The 21,129-nt window shown below is 26.2% G+C and carries 22 protein-coding genes; 8 read left to right on the top strand and 14 right to left on the bottom strand.

From position 1 onward, the window contains the following. Positions 1-164: 164 nt before the first annotated feature. Positions 165-1,823, bottom strand: a complete 1,659-nt coding sequence (locus EJJ37_RS08760; RefSeq protein ID WP_133015208.1) for an FAD-dependent oxidoreductase — start codon at positions 1,821-1,823, stop codon at positions 165-167. A 212-nt stretch (positions 1,824-2,035) separates the two neighbouring features. Beyond that, positions 2,036-2,599 carry an alkyl hydroperoxide reductase subunit C gene (gene ahpC, locus EJJ37_RS08755; protein WP_133015207.1) on the bottom strand — a complete coding sequence of 188 codons (564 nt, stop codon included), beginning with the start codon at positions 2,597-2,599 and terminating at the stop codon, positions 2,036-2,038. A 623-nt stretch (positions 2,600-3,222) separates the two neighbouring features. On the opposite strand from ahpC, the gene gltS reads away from it, so the two are divergent. Further along, a complete protein-coding gene (gene gltS / locus EJJ37_RS08750; RefSeq protein WP_133015206.1) occupies positions 3,223-4,446 on the top strand; it encodes a sodium/glutamate symporter in 1,224 nt (407 codons plus the stop codon). Positions 4,447-4,597: 151 nt separating this feature from the next. On the opposite strand, the gene EJJ37_RS08745 is transcribed toward gltS, so the two are convergent. The 8 genes from EJJ37_RS08745 to EJJ37_RS08710 all read right to left on the bottom strand — a co-directional run bounded on the left by EJJ37_RS08745 (position 4,598) and on the right by EJJ37_RS08710 (position 11,987). After that, complete coding sequence (locus EJJ37_RS08745) at positions 4,598-4,750, bottom strand: zinc-ribbon domain-containing protein (protein WP_016207147.1); 153 nt, start codon at positions 4,748-4,750, stop codon at positions 4,598-4,600. Between the two features lie 270 nt (positions 4,751-5,020). After that, positions 5,021-5,608: a rubrerythrin gene (gene rbr, locus EJJ37_RS08740; RefSeq protein WP_133015205.1), complete on the bottom strand. Its 588-nt coding sequence runs from the start codon at positions 5,606-5,608 to the stop codon at positions 5,021-5,023. 233 nt (positions 5,609-5,841) lie between these two features. Further along, a complete protein-coding gene (locus EJJ37_RS08735; protein ID WP_133015204.1) occupies positions 5,842-6,369 on the bottom strand; it encodes a PepSY domain-containing protein in 528 nt (175 codons plus the stop codon). Between the two features lie 12 nt (positions 6,370-6,381). After that, positions 6,382-7,752 carry a sensor histidine kinase gene (locus EJJ37_RS08730; protein WP_133015203.1) on the bottom strand — a complete coding sequence of 457 codons (1,371 nt, stop codon included), beginning with the start codon at positions 7,750-7,752 and terminating at the stop codon, positions 6,382-6,384. Positions 7,753-7,754: 2 nt separating this feature from the next. Continuing rightward, a complete protein-coding gene (locus EJJ37_RS08725) occupies positions 7,755-8,423 on the bottom strand; it encodes a response regulator transcription factor (RefSeq protein ID WP_133015202.1) in 669 nt (222 codons plus the stop codon). 39 nt (positions 8,424-8,462) lie between these two features. Then, the gene (locus tag EJJ37_RS08720) at positions 8,463-8,810 is read right to left on the bottom strand and encodes a PepSY domain-containing protein (protein WP_133015201.1); all 348 of its coding nucleotides are present in this window, start codon (positions 8,808-8,810) and stop codon (positions 8,463-8,465) included. Positions 8,811-8,963: 153 nt separating this feature from the next. Beyond that, a complete protein-coding gene (locus EJJ37_RS08715; protein ID WP_133015200.1) occupies positions 8,964-11,189 on the bottom strand; it encodes a GGDEF domain-containing protein in 2,226 nt (741 codons plus the stop codon). A 294-nt stretch (positions 11,190-11,483) separates the two neighbouring features. Further along, positions 11,484-11,987: an RrF2 family transcriptional regulator gene (locus EJJ37_RS08710; protein ID WP_133015199.1), complete on the bottom strand. Its 504-nt coding sequence runs from the start codon at positions 11,985-11,987 to the stop codon at positions 11,484-11,486. A gap of 195 nt (positions 11,988-12,182) precedes the next feature. Between EJJ37_RS08710 and EJJ37_RS08705 the strand changes: the two genes are divergently transcribed. Continuing rightward, positions 12,183-12,554 (top strand): pyridoxamine 5'-phosphate oxidase family protein, encoded by a 372-nt coding sequence (locus EJJ37_RS08705; RefSeq protein ID WP_133015198.1) that lies wholly within the window; start codon positions 12,183-12,185, stop codon positions 12,552-12,554. Between the two features lie 14 nt (positions 12,555-12,568). After that, the gene (locus tag EJJ37_RS08700; protein WP_133015197.1) at positions 12,569-12,745 is read left to right on the top strand and encodes a 4Fe-4S binding protein; all 177 of its coding nucleotides are present in this window, start codon (positions 12,569-12,571) and stop codon (positions 12,743-12,745) included. A 146-nt stretch (positions 12,746-12,891) separates the two neighbouring features. Here EJJ37_RS08700 and EJJ37_RS08695 read toward each other — a convergent pair whose 3' ends face one another. From EJJ37_RS08695 to EJJ37_RS08685, 3 genes are all read right to left on the bottom strand, one after another. After that, the gene (locus EJJ37_RS08695; RefSeq protein WP_133015196.1) at positions 12,892-13,044 is read right to left on the bottom strand and encodes a zinc-ribbon domain-containing protein; all 153 of its coding nucleotides are present in this window, start codon (positions 13,042-13,044) and stop codon (positions 12,892-12,894) included. A gap of 212 nt (positions 13,045-13,256) precedes the next feature. Next, positions 13,257-13,982 (bottom strand): DUF421 domain-containing protein, encoded by a 726-nt coding sequence (locus EJJ37_RS08690; protein ID WP_133015195.1) that lies wholly within the window; start codon positions 13,980-13,982, stop codon positions 13,257-13,259. Between the two features lie 60 nt (positions 13,983-14,042). Next, positions 14,043-14,519, bottom strand: a complete 477-nt coding sequence (locus tag EJJ37_RS08685) for a MarR family winged helix-turn-helix transcriptional regulator (protein ID WP_166484714.1) — start codon at positions 14,517-14,519, stop codon at positions 14,043-14,045. Positions 14,520-14,800: 281 nt separating this feature from the next. Here EJJ37_RS08685 and EJJ37_RS08680 point away from each other — a divergent pair, with 281 nt between their 5' ends. The 5 genes from EJJ37_RS08680 to EJJ37_RS08660 all read left to right on the top strand — a co-directional run bounded on the left by EJJ37_RS08680 (position 14,801) and on the right by EJJ37_RS08660 (position 18,476). After that, positions 14,801-15,559 carry an EFR1 family ferrodoxin gene (locus EJJ37_RS08680; RefSeq protein ID WP_133015193.1) on the top strand — a complete coding sequence of 253 codons (759 nt, stop codon included), beginning with the start codon at positions 14,801-14,803 and terminating at the stop codon, positions 15,557-15,559. 13 nt (positions 15,560-15,572) lie between these two features. Further along, entirely contained in the window at positions 15,573-15,962 is a 390-nt protein-coding gene (locus EJJ37_RS08675; RefSeq protein WP_133015192.1) for a hypothetical protein, read from the top strand. Between the two features lie 327 nt (positions 15,963-16,289). Continuing rightward, positions 16,290-17,249: an alcohol dehydrogenase catalytic domain-containing protein gene (locus EJJ37_RS08670; protein WP_133015191.1), complete on the top strand. Its 960-nt coding sequence runs from the start codon at positions 16,290-16,292 to the stop codon at positions 17,247-17,249. Between the two features lie 100 nt (positions 17,250-17,349). Further along, positions 17,350-17,571 (top strand): DUF6485 family protein, encoded by a 222-nt coding sequence (locus tag EJJ37_RS08665; RefSeq protein WP_133015190.1) that lies wholly within the window; start codon positions 17,350-17,352, stop codon positions 17,569-17,571. Next, entirely contained in the window at positions 17,568-18,476 is a 909-nt protein-coding gene (locus EJJ37_RS08660; protein WP_133015189.1) for an AraC family transcriptional regulator, read from the top strand. The genes EJJ37_RS08665 and EJJ37_RS08660 overlap by 4 nt, the downstream gene beginning before the upstream one ends. A gap of 189 nt (positions 18,477-18,665) precedes the next feature. On the opposite strand, the gene EJJ37_RS08655 is transcribed toward EJJ37_RS08660, so the two are convergent. Beyond that, the gene (locus EJJ37_RS08655) at positions 18,666-20,882 is read right to left on the bottom strand and encodes an EAL domain-containing protein (protein WP_166484713.1); all 2,217 of its coding nucleotides are present in this window, start codon (positions 20,880-20,882) and stop codon (positions 18,666-18,668) included. Positions 20,883-21,129 lie beyond the last annotated feature (247 nt).

Below are 21,129 nucleotides of genomic sequence, written 5' to 3'. Positions count from 1 at the left end.
ATTTCCTCCATTCGTTTTTTAAGTACTCTTTTTTAATAAAGAGTACTTTTTACGTTCTTGCATCATTTATACTATCATAGTCTAATAATATTTACAAACTTAGCAATAATGGCTCTATCAGTAACTTGTCCTTACAAAAATATAATTTCATTTTAAATAATATACTACTTTATTATATTTATAATCTCATCAATCTTTTTTGCACCAAAATATATTTGCTCATCATTTACTATTATAGCTGGTACACTCATTACTTTAAATTTATCTTTTATTTCCTTAAAGTTTGAAATATCTATCATTTCTGCTTCTACCTTTTCATTCTCTATAGCTATTCTTTGAGATGAAACTACTACATCAGGGCATAAATGACAAGATAATGATACACACACTTTAATATTTATATCTTTGTCTATCTTCTTAATATTATTTAAAGTATCTTCTGATATCTGTTGTCCTGCACTCCCAAGATTATATATAGCCAATATAAATGAATTTAGTTCATGTCCTCCCGGAACTCCATGGAACTTAACACCACTATATTTTTTATTATTATCTAATAATGCTACTACTGGATACTTATCTGCATTTATCTTATTTTCAACTTCTATATTTTCACCTTTATTATATATTTCAGCACTAACTCTTTCATCTAAATCTGCAATATCTAAAATTAAATCTCTTAACTCTATTGATTTACTATTGCTTTCATCTACTATAGATACAAGTGTAACGTTCTTTTCTAATCTAGCTAATACTCCTTTTAATTGAGCTCTTAATCCATCATTTAAAAGCTTACTTCTTTTTGATACATTATCTAAATCAACATTCTTAAATTCTTTTTTCTCTACTTTTTTAGGCTCATATTCATCTTTAATTCCAAGTTTTTCTTTTAATTCAATAACATATCTCTCTGCTGATGTTGCTGCAATAGCACCATCTGAAACTGCAGTTACTATTTGTCTTAATGCTTTTGGTCTTAAATCCCCTGCAACATATACACCTTCAATATTAGTCTCCATATTTTCATTTGTTACTATATATCCAAACTTATCAAGCTCTAAAATTCCATTAAATAATTGACTTTGTGGCGCATATCCTACAAATACAAATATACCGAAAGAACCATCTTCCTCTTTAGCATGATACTCAAATGTTTCACCTGTTTTATTATTAATAAACTTAGCATAGTTTATCATTTCATTTCCATTTGCTTCTAATATTTCAGTATTAAATTTAACTTCAACCTTTGGATGTGCTAAAACTTTATCTGCTATCGATTTTGCACATGTAAACTCTGGTTCTCTAGCTATAACAGTAACCTTAGTTGCAAATTTAGTTAAGAACATTGCTTCTTCAGCTGCTGCAAATCCTGCTCCAATAACAAAGACTTCTAACCCTTCGAAGAATTGTCCATCACAAGTTGAACAATAAGCTACTCCTCTACCTGTAAACTCATCTTCACCTTTAAATCCTAACTTTCTTGGTGATGCTCCTGTAGCTATTACTACACTTCTACCTCTTATTTCTCCTCTATCAGTCTTTAAAGTCTTTACATCACCTTCTAAGCTAACTTCTAAAACTTCTGCAGACATAAAATTTACTCCAAAATCTTCTGCCTGTTGTCTCATTTCTTCCATTAACTTTGGTCCATTACTATTTCTAGCTCCTGGATAATTTGAAATATCATAAGTTTTGTTTACTTGTCCACCAAATTCCGCCTTCTCTATGATTAACGTATTTAATTTTGCTCTACCTGCATATATTCCAGTTGAAAGTCCTGCTGGACCTGCACCAATTACTAATAAATCATATATTTTTTCCATTTTCTCTACCTCCTATTACTTTTTTAAAATATTAATAAAGTTTTATACATATAAAATTTTATTAATACTTTAAAAATAAATTTTTATTCTGATAAGTGGTAAATAAACACACATAAAAATTACCACTTATCATCATATAACTCTTAGTTATCTATAAATATTAAAGGCTACATCTAAACTTTTCAGTTTAGATAAAGCCTTAATATCAAATATTATAGCTTACCAACTAAATCTAAGCTTGGCACTAATGTTTCTTCACCTGGTTGCCATTTAGCTGGGCAAACTTGATCCCCATGTTCAGCTACGAATTGAGCTGCTTGAACTTTTCTTAATAATTCTGCTGCAGTTCTTCCAATTCCTGGTTCGTTAACTTCGTAAGCCTTTATTTCACCTTCCGGACTTATTACGAATGATCCTCTTAAAGCTAAACCATCTTCTTCAACCATAACTTCAAAATCTCTAGCTAACTTACCTGTTGGATCACCTAACATTGGGAATTGAATTTTTGCAATTGTTTCTGAAGCATCTGCCCATGCTTTATGAACAAAGTGAGTATCTGTAGATACTGAATATACTTCACAACCTGCTTCTTTAAACTTAGCATAGTTATCTGCTAAATCTCCTAATTCTGTTGGGCAAACAAATGTAAAATCTGCTGGATAGAATACAAATACTGACCATTGTCCTTTGATTGATTCTAATGTTACTTCCTTAAATTCTCCATTGTGATAAGCTTGAACTGTAAAATCTGAAACTTTCTTATTGATTAATGACATATTAATCCCCTCCTGAAATTTATTTTCAATTGATATTTTTTATCAATTATCTCTTGTAATTAATAATAATTATTACCTAATAATTTGTCAATAGATATTTTTAAAAAATTTTTCCTTTTTTTAAATAAACTTATTTATTTTATAATATTTATAAATAATAAAAATAGCCTTAAACGTCATTTTTTAACGCTTAAGGCTATTATTTAATTTAATATTGTATTTTTTTACATATATTATTAAAGTACTATAAATAAAAAACTGTAAACCTGTGTTCTAAATGATTTCATCATTATCTTGAGAGAATTAAATGATTATATTCTCTTTTTTTATAATATAATCCTTATTGAACATTTTCTGTATATATGCTAAATTAATATTTAATTAGTAATAATTGTATACTATTATTTACCTTTTTGTAGAATATCGCCTATATTAATATAAATATTAATATTTATACTGAAGCAAGTCTAATTATGCCCCAAATAATCTGCTAAGCTAATATTATTCATATAATAATGTAATTCTACAAATAATATCTCTATGTAATTTCCTATATAAAATTAAAATTTCACATTACTAATTATAAATTAAAAATACTTTTATAACTTTTAGGAGGACTTTTAATGACAATTCAATTTAATATGATTCAATCTATCGGATTAGCTGTAATTTTCCTTTTAGTTGGAAAAGCAGTTAAAAACAATATTCCGTTATTTTCAAAATATGCTATCCCCTCTCCCGTAATTGGTGGACTTATATTTTCAATTGTACATATGATTCTTAGACAAAGTAATATTGCTGTATTTGAATTTGATACAACATTGCAAACATTTTTTCAAACAATGTTTTTCTGTACCGTTGGATTTAATGCAAGCTTAAAGATGCTTAAAGTCGGCGGTAAACAAATATTAATATTTTTACTTATAGCTACAGTCTTAGCTGCCCTTCAAAATGTATTAGCTGTTGGTCTTGCAGAATTTGTAGGAATTAATCCACTTCTAGCACTACTTACAGCCTCACCTGCGTTAACAGGTGGCCATGGAACATCGGCAGCTGTAGCACCTAGTATTGAAGCACTTGGATATCCTGAAGCCCTAACAGTAGCCCTAACAGCTGCAACATTTGGACTTATTGCTGGTTCTTTTCTTGGTAGTCCCATGGCTAATCGTTTGATTGTTAAAAATAATTTAATAAATAAGAAAAAATCTCAATTATCTAATGAAGATGATTTTGATTTATCTATTATAGATACTAAAAAAACTACGCTAGATACTAATAAAATCAGTATGGCTTTCTTTCAAATACTAATAGCCATGGCTCTTGGAACTTATCTAACTGATGCTTTAAACTCATTTGTTGGAAAATGGTTTGCTGGAGTAACTTTCCCAGCATATATAGGTTCAATGCTTGTGGCTGCTGTTATAAGAAATATTTCTGATAACTCAACTATTTTAAAATCCCCTTTAGAGGAAATTGAGGTAGTTGGAGAAGTATCATTAAATCTATTCCTTGGTATGGCACTTATAACATTAAAGCTTTGGCATTTAGTGGACTTAGCACTTCCAATGTTAATTTTACTTTTAGCTCAATGTGCACTAATGTATTTTTATGGTATGTTTGTATCATATAGATTAATGGGTAAAAATTATGACTCTGCCGTAATGGTAGCAGGTTTAACTGGATTTGCAATGGGATCTACATCAAATGCAATGGCTAATATGAATTCAGTTACTGAGAAATATTTATATTCTAAAACTGCATTCTTTATAGTTCCAATAGTAGGAGCATTATTTATAGATTTTATAAATATAGGAATTATATATGGATTTATTGCTTTTCTTTCTTAAAAATGTACAAAAATTAATATAAATCGTTATATAAAAATAATATGAGCCCTGTAATTTAAAGTATTACAGGGCTCATATTATTTTTATATAATTTTATAATAAACCATGAAAAAAGGTTGTAGTTTAAACTACAACCTATAACAATCTAAAATTATCTTCTATTTTGTTCTTTCTTAGCTCTTCTACAAGATACACATCTTGTTGGCTCATTATCGAATCCTTTTTCCTTATAGAATTCTTGTTCTCCTACTGAAAATATGAATTCACTTCCGCAATCTCTACATGTTATTGTCTTATCTGTCATAAATATTCCTCCTAAAATTAAAGATTCTAAATCGATATAATAATCTCTAATTTTCGAGAAACTATTTACCTAAATGAAACTTTTTTGTTAGCAACTTTGCTACTCTCTTATAATAACATAGTATTTTCTTAATTACAACCTTTTTTTGATTATTTTTTATAAATTCTTAAAATTAATCCAGTATTTTGAATTCAGTTTCATTTATAAATCTCAAAACTTAAAAGGATAGCTCCTATTTCAAAGAACTATCCAATAACATTTTATAATATATTAATACGCTTCTACAAATACTTCAAAGTATCCTTGAGGATGTGCACAAGCTGGGCAACTAATAGGTGCTTCTGCCCCCTCATATATGTATCCACAATTTAGACATTTCCATAATACAGGCTCTTCTTTTTTAAATACTGAACCTTCTTCAATATTTTTAGCTAATTTTGAATATCTAGCTTCATGTCTTTTTTCAACCTCAGATATTTTTTCAAAAGCAGTAGCAATAACTTCAAATCCCTCTTCTCTTGCTGTTTTAGCAAACTCAGGATATAACTCTGTCCACTCTTCATTTTCACCAGCTGCTGCAGCCTTTAAATTTAATAATGTATCTTCATGGAATGATACAGGATATGATGCTGTTATTTCAATAGCCTCATCTTTAAAATCTTCCTTTAAAAATTTATAAAACTTCTTAGCATGTTCTTTTTCTTGCTCAGCAGTTTCCATGAATATGTTTGAAATTTGAACATAACCTTGTTTTTTAGCTATACTTGAATAATATGTATATCTTGTTCTAGCTTGGCTTTCTCCAGCAAATGATTTCATTAAATTTTCTGCAGTTTTTGTTCCTTTTAAACTTTTCATAATTCCCTCCATCGCATAAAATTTCACTATCAAAGAAAATATTACAATATTTATACTTTTTTGTAAACATGTGATCGTATAATTTACCATTAATACAAATATATACTTTTAATTTTTTCTTTTTAATTTGTCTGTCAGAAAATTTTTAACTTTTTTATTTTAATTTTTATTAAATAATTCTATATTGCCAAATAAAAATATTCTATGATACATATTAGATACATTAATTAATATTAATCTTGTTCGTAAGATAATATTTCTCCAGTATTAGCATTTATTTCATAACTATATTCTCTATTATTATAGTAAAACTCTACTTCATATATTTGTATTCCGTTATCTACATCAACTCCAAATTTAATAAATGAAACTTGATCACTTGTTATCCCTGCATGTTTTAGGGCTATTTCTTTTGCTTGTTCTTCAGAAATATTAACTACACTATTTACATTATTTTGATTTTGATTATATTCTGCATCATAATCATATTTTATTATTTCTCCATTATTTGAATTTATCTCATAATCATATTCTTTATTATCACAGTAAAATTCTATATTATATTTTTCTACTCCATTATCTATATCACTTTCTGCTTCAACAAATGATACTTGATCACTTGTTAATCCTGCATGTTTTAATGCTATTTCCTTAGCTTCATCAATAGTTACTGTTTTATTATTTAATACTTTTGAATTGCTACATCCCATTAAGCTAATGCTAATTATTGTTGTAATTATTACTAACTTTAATTTTTTCATTTTATCCTCCAATCATTTTAAATAGACTCTTATTATTGTATATTTGTCTAATTCACTCTCTATATAAATTTTAGTATTATAATTATTTACTATTCTATTTGCAATAGATAGTCCAATTCCAAAGGAATTATTATTTACTCTAGATTTATCAATTTTATAAAACCTTTTCATAACATTATTGATTTCATTCTTTGGTATTCCAATTCCATTATCCCTGACTTCTAACTTTAATTTACCTAATTCATTTTTTAATATTATTTGAATTTCTATATTATCCTTATTATTATACTTTATTGAATTATCGATAAATATAATTAATAATTGCTTTAAGTCATTTGGGTCGATTTTAACTTTTATATTTTCTTCAATATTAATTATATATTTTACATTCGGGTTTAAAATTTTATAATGTTCTACCACTTCATAAACTACTATTATTGGATCAATTTCATCTAATTTATTAAAATCCACTTCTGTTTTTTCCGCTTTAGACAATAGTAGCATATCATTTACTAATTTCTTTAATCTTTCTACCTCTTTTAGACATATATCTAATGATTTTTCTAAACGTTGTTTATCATTTTTTCCCCACCTTTTTAACATACTTAAATGTCCATGAAGTGCTGTTAGTGGTGTTTTTAACTCATGTGATGCATCGGATACAAATCTACTCTGCTCATGAAATGCATCCTCTAATTCATCCATCATCGAATTAAAAACAATATTTACTTTATCTACTTCATCATTTAGTTCTGAAATTTCAGCCCTTTTATTAATTCCTTTTTCCTTTATTTCATTCATAGTTGTTATAAGTCTTCTAAGCCTATTTATAAAATTCTTAGAAACATACATAGCTCCTATTCCACTTAAAACTAGACCTAAAATTAATGTAAAAATTAAAATTGGTAATGAACTTTCAATAAATTCCTGAAACATATCATTTTCTCTAACTATTTGTATTATATATTGAGAATTCCCTATATTTATTGGACCTGTTATAACCATATATAGCTCAAAATCAAAAAACTTAGAGTTCATTATAGTTTCTTGATTTACATAATCCAATTTAATCTCATTCCATATTTCTGTTTTAGATTCGTAATATACTTTATCTAAAGAATAAATCCTTATACCTTCGTCATCATTATTAGTTAACTGCTGTAAATACTCATAAAATCCACTTTCTGATATATCTACATTTATATCCTTGGATAAACTAGTTATCTCTTTATACCTATCTTTTAATAAGTCTCTTTCATATTCATCTGTAAACACCCAAAATGTAATTAATTGACCAATTGTATATATAACTAAAATTAAGCTAATTATAAAAAATGAATTTTTCATAATTTCTAAAAATATAGGTAACTTTTTAGTTTTCATAACTAACTCCTCATGATATAACCAATTGATCTAACTGTCTGTATATACTCTTCCTTATCTTCATTATTTAACTTTGATCTTAAATATCTAATATATACATCTGTAACATTAGTTTCTGGTTCATACCCATATCCCCATATTTTTTCTAACAATTCTTCTCTAGTAACTACCCTATCTTTATTATCTATTAATATTGTTAATAGTTCATATTCTTTGTTAGTTAAATTTATCTCTGTTCCATTTTTTTTTACAATCCTTGAGCTTTTATTAATTACAATATCCTTAAACCTTACTATATAATTACTTAAACTATCTTGTCTTCTAAAAACTACTTCAATACGTGCAAGTAATTCTTCTATTGCAAAAGGTTTAGCTATGTAATCATCTGCTCCTATTTGCAAACCATTAACTTTATCAATTACACTATCTTTTGCACTAAGCATTATTACTGAAGTCTGCTTTTCCCTTTTTAATCTTCTACATATTTCAAATCCATTCATTGAAGGAAGCATAACATCCAGTATTACAAGATCGTATTCTTTTCTTAAAGCCTCTTCTAACCCCTTCCTACCATCCTCTTTAATACAAACATTATATCCCTCATATTCCAATTCTCCTTTTATAAAATCAGAAATATTAGGTTCATCCTCAACAATTAATATGCTTTTCACTTTGTCTACTCCTTTATAAGTTACTTCATATATGTAATTTTAATCATAATAATTATCTAAGTCCGTAATAGCACCTAAACTTGAATCAACAGTAACTTCCATAAGTATGTTATTTGAATCCTTTATTTTAAATTCATACTCAAAGCTGAAAGTGTCTAATTCTAATTTTTTATTAATACCTATTACTTCTCCTTCAACTGCTTGAAGTGCCACTTTCTTTGCTTCATCAACCGTATAATTAATATTAGATTTAGCTATACTATATACAGTTATAACACCTACAGCTCCTATTATTACTAATACAGCTATTAATATAGAAATTTTTCTTATTATTTTTTTCTTGCTTTTACTTATTATTTCTCTTATACTTTCTAAATATTTATTCATATTATTTCCCCTTTTTCTTAATCTGTAATATGAATTATATAATATAAAATAATATTTTTCATGAAGAAAGAATGAGAGTAAAATTAAAATTTTTTAATCTTTTATAAACTTCATATTATTTTATCTTTTAGTACTATTAACACTTTCTCTATTTTAGCTACCCTTCTTTTTTAATAATTCAAAATAATTTAGTTTATCCAATGGTTTTGAATAATAATATCCTTGAGCAATACTACAATTATTTTTAATTAAAAACTCAACTTGATTTTTATTTTCAACTCCCTCAGCCACAATTTTCATTCCTAATTCATTAGCCATATTAATTGTAGATTTAATAATTATATCCATTTTTAAATCACCTATATTATCAACAAATGATTTATCTAACTTTAATGTATCAAAATTAGAAGAATAAATAGAATTTAATGTTGAACTACCTACCCCATAATCATCTATATCTACTTCAAATCCTATTTTTTGAAGCTTCAATATAATTTTATTTATTAAATAATTATCTTTATTTAAGGCACTTTCTGTAATTTCAAAAGAAATATAAGAAGGATTTACTTCATATTTTTTCATTAACTCTCTTATTTTATCTACTATTCCTATATGCTCTACATGCATCCTTGATAAATTAATCGAAATTGGCTTTACAGGTAATCCTAAATTATCCATCTCTTTTATATCTTTAAACGTTGTTTCTATTACTGCTTCATCAAGTTGTAATATCTGTCCACTATTTTCGAAAACAGGTATAAATTTAGCTGGTGAAATAAGTTGTCCATCTTTTTCGCGCCATCTTATTAATGCTTCCGCTCCACAAATTTCATTTGTTTTCATATCATATTTAGGTTGATACCATACTTCAAACTCATTATTTTTTAATGAATCTATAAATTTAGATTCAAATTTTCTATTTTCTATAATTTTATTTTTATTATCTTCATTAAAAAAATTAACTTTTTTATTTACATTTCCTTTTATTTCATTCTTAGAAATTAAAGCATTGTTATATATTGAATGTAAATCTTCGAACTCTTGAAGAGAACAAACTCCAAAGGAAAGATTCATTGAAACAATTAATTTTTTCTCTATATCTTCTCTTATTCTATTTTGAAATTTACTAATTTTATTTATTATATCCTCTTGTGAGGCTCCTGAAATAATACAAGCAAATACATCCGCTTGATATTTAAATATTTCATCATTAGGTAATAACTCTTTAAAAATTAATGGAATATATTTTAATAGCTTATCTCCAGTATCACTTCCGTGCATTATATTAATATTCTTAAATTTATCAATATCCATTACAACAATATACTTATCTAATTTATCTTTTTGGCTCATATATTTAAAATATAATTTCATATATTCACTATTTTTTTCGTTAGTTAACTCATCTATAAATATAATTTTTGAAATTCTTTTTTGATACTTAATATATTCCATAAAAAAAATAAATAAGAATATTATCATACTTATATAAACAATTATATATCCACTTACCATAATCTTATTTATAGTTTCCATATTTTTATAAATCTCTTTTTTAGGAGCATATGATATTAGATGCCAGTCATTAATTCCTATCTTTTCACAGTATGCTAAATACTCCTCATCTTTATATTCGTAGCTAATGATATTTTTGCCCGATTTATCTATACATTCTTTTAATATATTTAGTATATTATTAGTATCAAACTCCTGTATAGCCTCTAATTTATTTTCATTCAAATTATTTACCTGAGAAACTAAATTCCCTAACGAATCAACTACTACACTTTTACCTTTTCCTTTAAAAGAAGTAATATTTATGAGCTTTGAGAAGTCACTTGCTTTATACGTTGCTGTCAGTATCATTTCTACTTTATCTTCTTTATATATAGGTACTGTAAATATATTTAGTATTTCTTTTCCATCTTCACTAATATAACCACTAGTAATTTGACTAATTCCATTTATTCCATTGATAAAATAATCATAATTACTTAAGTCTAATTTCTGATCTAGAGTAGTATAGCCTATTCCATTTTTATCAATAATACCCATATTATAAAATCCATTCACATCACTATGTGATTTAAGCTCTGTAATAATACTTTCAATGTTAAAGTTTTTATTACTTTCAATATTCTTAACTAACTCTCTAAGTAAATTTTCCTTAGATGAAATATTACTTTTTAAATTAATTATATTTTGAGATGAAACAGTTTCTAATGTAATTTTGGCTTCTTCTTTAATAACATTATTTATTTTATTCATATATATATATAATAAAAATAATCCAATAATTGAAACTGCAACACATAAAAATAAAATTGCTACTCTTAAGTTCTTTTTATGTATTTTATTAAAATTTTCAATATTTTTCATAAAATTTTATTCTTTCCTAATAAAATAATAAAGTTATAAAATAATAAAGTCATTTTCTCTTTTACTTAAAATAATTTTTTATTATTTTATAATACATTTAAACCCTCCTAAAAAACAAATTATTACAAAAACTCTTAAATTATACCTAATATATGCAAATTTTAGTATTTAGCTTTAATTTTGTCAACTTTTTAATAATTATAATTTAAATTATATAAAAATAAATAATAAAACATCAGTAAAAAGGCCACTTTAAACTGCCACATTACTGATGTTTTATTATTTTTCATACTATCATTTTTTTATGTTTTTAAACCATTCAATGGTTGCTTTCTCCATTTCTTTTGGAAGTATATTATTATATACTTGATTATATAGCCACCCTAATGTCTTATTATTTAAATACTTTTTCATTTCATTTTCCGCTTCTAACATTACTACTTTTATTAAACAAGGACACTTAGTGTGTGTCTCTGGTAAGTTATTCTTATCTATTAATATATTATTTTGTCTTATTTCTGCACATTGAAAGAATGGTTCACTTCCCTCTACAGCTTCTACAACATCCCAAAATGTTATCTTATCTGCACTACGAGCTAGGGCATATCCTCCCTTTACTCCTGGTACAGATTTTATTATTCCAGCTTTACTCAATCTTGCATATACCTTAGATAGATAGCTTTCTGATATTCCTTGAAATGTTGCTAAATCCCTGATTCCAACTGATTTACCTTCATCTAAATTAACCATATATAGTAAACAATGTAGTGCATATTCTACTCCTACTGAAAATTTCATTTAATTTTACTCTCCTTAAAAAATAATATATTTATCATACATTATTATTAAATTTCATTCAAGACAGCTTACTTATATTACATTAAATTGCAAATGGAATTTTATTGTTGACATAAAAAAAAATATATTATATCATTATTCCAGATAAATATTATCGACGATACATTGTATCTATAATTCAAGGAGGAATATAAAATGTTTACAGAAAAATTTTTAGAGGTCTTAAGTAATGAAGGGGTTGTTTCTATTGTAACTTGTGCAAATAATGAGGCTCATGTATCAAATACATGGAATAGCTATATAGTTATTGTGGAAGAAAATAAAATATTAATTCCAGCAGCTGCAATGATAAAAACAGAAAATAATATAAATATTAATCCTAATGTTAAATTAACACTTGGTAGCCATGAAGTAATGGGATATAAATATATGGGAACTGGATTTTTACTTGAAGGAACTGCTAGATTCTTAAAAGATGGAGATAACTTTAAAATGATGAGAAATAAGTTTCCTTTCTTAACAAGAGTATTGGAAGTCACAGTTAGCTCTTGTAAACAGACTTTATAAAAGAGGTCATATCTATGCCGAGAGTAATTGATAAATTTAAATGTATATCTTGTGGAAACTGTGAAAGAGTATGTAAAGTCGGATGTATATCACAATTAGAAAATAAAAAAAGAACAATAAATCCATCAGCTTGTGTTGATTGTGGAGCATGCCAACTTGCTTGTCCTAAAAAATGCATATCTCAAAACTAGCTAAAAGAATGTAAATAATTAAAAAGAATAGTATCTGTTATCTTATACTATTCCTTTTAACTGTTTATTCTTATCTGTATATAATTCATAAGTTATAAATATCAAAAAAGGTTGTAGTTTAAACTACAACCTATAACAATCTAAAATTATCTTCTATTTTGTTCTTTTTTAGCTCTTCTACAAGATACACATCTTGTTGGCTCATTTTCGAATCCTTTTTCTTTATAGAATTCTTGTTCTCCTACTGAAAATACGAATTCACTTCCGCAATCTCTACATGTTATTGTCTTATCTGTCATAAATATTCCTCCTAAAATTAAAGATTCTAAATTGATATAATAATCTCTAATTTTCGAGAAACTATTTATCTAAATGAAACTTTTTTGTTAGCAACTTTGCTACTCTTTTATAATAACATACTATTTACTTAATTGCAACCTTTTTTATTTATTTTTTATAAATAATTAAAATTAATACAATATTTTCTATTCATCCGCATTATCATTAATATTTATTCTATACCAAATTTATTTTCTGGATTAAAATCATCAGGATACTTTTCCGAAATAATAAGCTTTTTATCTTTATCTACACCTGCATAAAAAACATCTTCAATATTATTTATATTTTTCCTTTTAAGCTCAGACTGTAACCAACTTTTATCTATGCCTACTATTTCAAGATTCTTATCTATTATTTTTCCATCAATTATAATATCATTTATTAAAGAAGAACTCTTTACCTTTAAATCCATATCATATGGAGTTATTGGCTTTTTATTAGATTTTATTAGAACTGATAATTGACCATTACTCTCCATAATTGCAAATTGTACATCCTCTAAATTAAAAACATCTTTCTCTCTTAATTTCATCATAAGCTCATTTATTGTAAGTCTAAGTCTTTTCATATTTTTATCAATAATACGTCCATTTTCTATTAATATTAAAGTCTTAGCATTTATTATTCTTCTAGCCATATAACTTTTTAAATTTAAATAACTAGTTGCTATAGTTAATAATGTAAAAATTATTAATGCTATAATTCCAGAAAAAACTACATGGTCTTTATCAATTATAATTTTAGCAATCATTGATCCTACAGAAACAGCCATTATAAAATCAAAAAAATTCATTTGTGAAATAATTTTAATTCCAATTAACTTACTAAGAATCAGTGCTAAAATATATATTAAAATACATTTGATTATTGTGCTAAATAATATAGTACTGTACATATAAATTTGATCTCCTTATCTAAAATATAGTTATATTTTAAGTAAGTAGATTAATTTTATTCAATTAATATTATTATCCTGTAAATCTTTTATAAATCTAAGAATTATATCTTGCTCTTGTGATGTGTAATTACTCACTATATTGCAAAGAGAATCATAATTTTTTTTATGAAGTTGATTGTGTATCTTATCAACTTTTTCTCCCAACTCAGTTAGTTTATAAAAAATTTTCTTTTCATTGTTTTCATCTTTATAAGTTGTAATAAGATTCTTTTCTATGAGACGATTAGCTATTTTAGAAATTCCCCCTCTAGTCATTTTAAGTTTTTTAGCAATTGTAATTCCATTTGCTTCTTCTATACTAGCAATACATGATATTACATGACATTCTGTAATGGAAATATGATTAATATTAATAATTTCATTTTCTTTTAATAATTGCGCAATCTTTTCCTCATTGTGAGAATATTTTTTTTCTTCAAATTGTACGATTAAAGTTTCAATTTCACTTACTATTGTCTCAATTTTTTTATTCAAAAGTGTAACCTCCAATTAGATGTATTCTAGGAAACATATTTATTTTAATGATTTTAATAAAATTTGTAAATGGCATTAATAAATTTAATCATCAATAATGTTGACTCGGAAACATGTTGGTGATATTATAAACATGTTTCCAAAGAAACATGTTTGATGGTTATCTAAATTCGTGCTCTATACAATCTATATAGACTTTGAATAGCTAATAATATGAATAAGTATTTGAAGTAATGATTTGTATAAAAAACATTATTAATTTAGAGAGGAGATAATTTATTATGAAAACTTTTTATTTTACTGGAACCGGAAATTCATTATATATTGCAAAAAAAGTTGGTGGAGATCTTTATTCTATTCCTCAAGTATTAAAAGGAAATCAGTATGTTTTTGAAGATGAAAAGATAGGCATTATTTTTCCTACCTATGGACTTTCTGTGCCTAATATAGTAAAAGAGTTTATAGAAAAAATAACATTAATAAGTCCATATATCTTTATAATTATGACTTGTGGTAATAATAATGGTAATGCTACAAAATGGGTTAAATCTTTTGCAAAAAAACACAATATTAATATTAGCTATTCTAATAGCATAAAAATGATAGGAAATCACATACCAATTGCAAATATTGATAAAGAAAAATCTTTAGATAAGAATATAGAAGAAAATATAAATCATTTAATAGATGACATAAATAATAATAGAAAGTATATAAACAATGGTATTATAATAGGAGGACTATTAAGGAATATATTAAAAACTGTAAATCTATTTCATCCAATAGATAGCCCTTCTAATTTCTCAGTAAATAAGAATTGTATTAAATGTAGTACTTGTATAAAAGTATGCCCAAGAGCAAATGTATCTTTTAATGAATCAAAAGAAATTATATTTAGTAATCATTGTGAATCTTGCCTTTCTTGTGTAAATAATTGTCCAGTAAAAGCTATCCAAGTAAAAGGTGATAAGAATCCTCAGGCTAGATTTAGAAATGAACATGTTTCATTAAAAGAAATTATTAATTCTAATAATCAATAAAGGAGAGTATACTTTGTATTATATTAGTATTAGATTTGCTTGGATTAGTATAGCGTTGCTTATTTTTACAGCTTTGAAATACATAACTAGAAGAAGCGGAAAATATTCAATAAACTCTTTTTTTAGAAAATATCATATTGTGGCTGGAATATTAATGATTATTACCGGTTTTCTACATGGTATTTTTGCAGGAAATGACATAACAACTACTTTTAAAGATGTACAAATTGCATCTAAGTTTTTTACATTAAATTTAGGAACAATATGCTTCATTATTTTGTTGCTTTTATGTATTACTTATTTATTGCGAAGAAGGCTTAAAAAAATATGGATTATTTTTCATAGAAAATTAACCATTCTTCTTATATTATTAACAATACTTCATATATATAATAACTTGTAGAATACAAACTAAAAATATCTTAACTTATAAAAACTATCCTAGCCAAATAGTTTTACCGGTTATGACTAAAACCTCATTTACTTATGATACGATTCTCTGTATCAATAGCAAGTGAGGTTTTTACATTATATAAGGTATTTAAAGGAATAAGTCTAATTAACTTTAAAAATAATAAATAGAATCGTGCAAATTATTTAAATAAATAGGCAATCGAAGTTTTTCTATTTGTGCAAAAATATTATCATACACTCATAAAAAATGATTTTAACAGGAAACTGTATGATACATCATGATTGTTACAATATAAAATTTTAGGAGGTATGATATATGTCAATGATGAGAGCAATTCAAGTATCAGCAAAAGGAGAGCCTATGAAGCTAGTTGAAATTCCTGTGCCACAACCAGGAGAAGGTCAGGTACTTCTTCGTGTAGAAGCATGCGGAATATGCCACGGTGATTCAAAAGTTATTGAGGGTGCTACTTCATCCTATCCTCGTATTCCAGGACACGAAGTAGTAGGCATAGTAGAAAAATTGGGAGTTAATTCTACAAAATGGAAAGTTGGTCAACGAGTAGGTATCGGATGGCATGGAGGACATGGTCATACAACAGCTCTTACAACAGACGGAGGATATGCAGAATATATGGTTGCTTATGAGGATGGTTTAATTCTAATTCCAGACGAAATCTCAGCCGAAGAAGCAGCTCCATTGCTATGTGCAGGAGAAACTACATTTAGTGCATTAAGGAATAGTAAAGCACGTCCTGGTGACATTGTAGCAATCTCTGGTATTGGTGGACTTGGTCACCTTGCAATACAGTACGCAAAGAAAGCCGGTTATGAAACGGTTGCTATTTCTCGTGGCACAGATAAAGAGAGTCTTTCAAGACAACTTGGAGCACATCATTATATTGATTCAGATAAGGAAGATATAGCTGAAGTTTTAAAATCATTAGGTGGTGCAAAAGTAATTATAGCTACAGCACCAAATGCAAAAGTAATTTCTTCTCTGATAGGTGGGTTGAGGACGGATGGTGAACTCATTATTGCAGCAGTCTCAGATGAACAATTACAATGGTCTGCTATGGACTTTTTAAAAGGTCCATATACTGTAAAAGGTACATTTACTGATATAAACGAAATGGAGGCAGCTATCCGATACAGCATACTAACAGATGTACGTCCAATGATTGAAGTCTTTCCTTTAGAACAAGCTCCTGAAGCCTATGAAAAAATGATGTCTTCAAAAACACATTTCCGTGCTGTATTGAGTATGTCAAAATAAAGGATAACACCTAATTGATATGTATAGAAATATATCTTGATTTATTAGTAAAAGTATCATGAATACTTTTACTAATAAACATAATTACCGGAGGAAAAATATGAGTAATTTAAAAGGATTTTGCACCTGCAAAAATTTGAAATGTCCCTTACACCCTACAAACCATAATAAAGGATGTACACCTTGTATTAGCCAAAATCTTCGATTGAAAGAAATTCCAAATTGTTTTTTTAATTTAGTAGATGGTGCTGAATTCAGAAAAGGTGATTCTTTTGATGATTTTTCCAAATTAATACTAATAAGTAAGGAAGAGGTTCAATGAACACTACACTAAGAAATCTTTATTCAACTGTTGAGCAACTTGCAATAACGGAAGGTCAAAATAAGACCACAATTCCGTATCTTACAATTTATCGTTATATCCAGAAAGATATTGACATTCCAAGCATACCTAATCCGTTTATATCCCTTGTTATAAACGGTACTATGCGCCTTTATTTTGCAACAGGGATATCAGATTATACTTCTGGGCAATATTTAATTTCTGCAATAGATACCCCTATATCTGGGCAACCTTTACTTGCCTCGCCGGATTCACCCTTTCTTGCGTTGTTAATCGAGTTTTCCATAGATGATGTTATCTCTGTCTTATTAGACATGGAAGGGGATTTTCCTGGGAAATTATTTGAAACAGAATATCATAATAATATTAAACATAATGATAATAATAAACTTTTAGAAGTTATATTCCGATTATTGAGTATGAATGAACAAATGGACAAGTTGTCATTCATGGGTAAACACCTAAAACGTGAGATTATCTTTAATGTAATTTCAGGACCATATGGAAAACAATTTCTTCAAAACATTGTTAATCTTCAGCAAGCAGGAGATATTTACTATATTAACAATTGGATTAAACATCATTATAAAGATCCTTTTACAGTAGAGGAATTAGCAGAACAAAGCAACATGAGCTTATCTAGCTTTCACCAAAAATTCAAAAGTGCTGTAGGAATGGGTCCTCTTCAATGTAAAAAAAAGCTTCGACTTATAGAAGCAAGGAAGCTTATGCTAGACAAATCTATGAGCGTAACTGATGCCGCACTAGAGGTTGGATATGAAAGTGTATCTCAATTTATCCGAGACTACCGATGGATGTTTGGTCGTTCCCCTCAAAAAGATGTACAAGAGCTTCTTAGTCTATTTCAATCAAAATTTCTATAGATTAAAAACTTTTTAATTATTCATATTTTCATCTATCTATTTTATATTAAAGAAATAGTAAAAAAACACAATCCTTATTTAAATCGGATTGTGTTTTACATATATACCATACTATTCATCTAAAAGAATTCTTTCCTATATCTATTAATACACATACTAGTCTTGATAAATTATCAATATATTTTATATTTATAACTTATTTAAATACTTATCTATAAACTCTTCTTCTTCTAAAGGTTTAGAGAAATAATATCCTTGAATTTCATCACATTCTTCTTTTAAGAAATTATACTGATCTTCAGTCTCTACCCCTTCTGCTACTATTTTATAATTAAATATTTTAGCAATTTTAGCAATGTATTTTACCATAGCTTTTCCACTAATTGTCTCATCAATAATAAAACTTCTATCTATCTTTAAAAAATCTGCCTTTATATCTTTTAACATAGATAATGAAGAATAACCAACTCCAAAGTCGTCTATTAGCACTTTAAATCCAGCATCTTTAATTAGATCTACTATATTACTTCTTACATTATCATATGAATATGTATCACCCTCTGTAATTTCTAATTGCACATATTCTTTTTCTAACCCTACTTCTCTAATTATTTTTAAATATTCATATAAAAAATTCTGATCTTTTATTTTTTCTCTTGATAAATTTAAAGAAATAGGTACTATATCGTATCCTTTTTTAAGCCATTCAGCTTGTTTTTCGCAAACCTCCCTAAATACATAACTATCTATAAATGTAATAAATCCTGTTTTCTCTGCTACTGGGATAAATTCATTTGGAAACACTGTAGAATTATCTAATTTTATCCATCTTATTAATGCTTCAGCTCCAACTACTTTCTTGGTTTTTGCATCAAACTTAGGTTGATATACTAATCTAAATTCTTTATTTTTAATAGCGTTATTCATATCATCTAATATATTCTTATTATCAATCATTTCATAGAAATTGCTTTCTTTGAAATATGAATAAAATTCATTTATTTTATTTTTTGATTTCTTTTTAGCTATAATTGCATTTATTTCTAAACTCTCTACAGGAATATCTTTGTTATTCATATAGCATATACCAACTGAAGGTATTAATATATGATTTTGTGATAGTTTTATATGTCGTATAGATTCACATATGCTATTCACAATATATTCTAAATCTTCATGGTCTTTATATTCGTAATAAGCTAAAAATTCATCTGCTTCTTTACGGCAATAGCAACCATTGCTTCCTATATGAAACTCTAAAATTTTATATATATTTTTTAATACTTGATCACCACATTCTTTACCTAAAACAGTATTAACTATTTTAAAATTATCTAAATCTATAGACATATATATAGCTTTTAATTCTTTCTTTATATATATCTTTTTTAATTCCTCATTAAATTTTTTATAAGAGTTCCCATTTGTAATAGGGTCTAAATTTAGTATTTTATCATTTTTTCTTCTTTTAACACTCTCAACAAATTTAAAGAATCCAGCTATTAAAATAATATCAATTATTATTACTATTGATGCCCAAAAATTCAAACTTTCTATTTCATCTACATCACTATCTATAACATATTCTGGAATTATAGTGCACAGGTACAAATCTTCAAAACCAATAGGTGTATAAGCCATCCATCTCCTTTCACCTGGCCCCTCATACTTAATAACTCCACTTTTTTTATTAAACATATCTAACTTAAATTTATTAACTTGATCTGAATTTTTTTCAGAGAATTCTAATATTATATCAAAAATATTGTCTAACCTAATTTGGGTCATATCTTTATTTGAATAAAAAATACCATTACCATTACTATCAACAATATAGGAGTATCCTGACTCTGTATAAACTGGTATAAGTAAGTCTGTATTTTGCGATTTATCTTTATGTAAATAAACGGTAGTTATACTATCTTCATCATAATCATCTAATGAATTTTTTATTACTAAATAATCTTCTCCATTAATTGAATATTTGAAAATCCTTTTTTCTTCTAGCAAAATAGAATAAATTGTCTTTTCATCAATTGTCATTCTTTCATCATTATCATTTACAAAGATTGCATTTCCATTTCCTATTACTCCCATAATTTCTATAAAATTTTCTTTTCTAAAACGTTTTATAAGTTCAACAATCTTTACATCATCAATTTTATTATTTTCTATGGATCCAGATTCTAATACATTTTCAATAAAAATATCCATTTTATTATCTAGTACAGTTTCAATTCTAACTTTACCTAACTCACTATCTTGTGAATTTGCTTTTAATAATTGTTCTTCTCCATTTTCATTCATAGCATTAGTAGAAAATTTATTTAAAGTACAAATTGAAATTAAAAATACAAAAATACAAAAAATAATACTAACTAATAATGTTCTCTTATCTAATATCATTATATTCATTCCCCCATTGTTAATTATTTATTTTTATATTTTTTAATATCTATAATTATTTAATATTAGTTATTCTGGATAATTCTACATAATTATACATTGATTTATTTTGAATTTCAATTTTAATTATTTTAAAAATTATATTTAAATCTTATAATTTATATAAATTTATTGACTATAAGAAAATTCTTCTTTTATTACTACTACGATTTCACAATTGCCTGAAAATAAAAACAGAAAAAAATCC

It is taken from the genome of Clostridium cuniculi, assembly GCF_004353185.1.
GTDB lineage: Bacteria > Bacillota > Clostridia > Clostridiales > Clostridiaceae > Clostridium > Clostridium cuniculi.
This window is presented reverse-complemented; position numbering and strand designations above follow the sequence as displayed.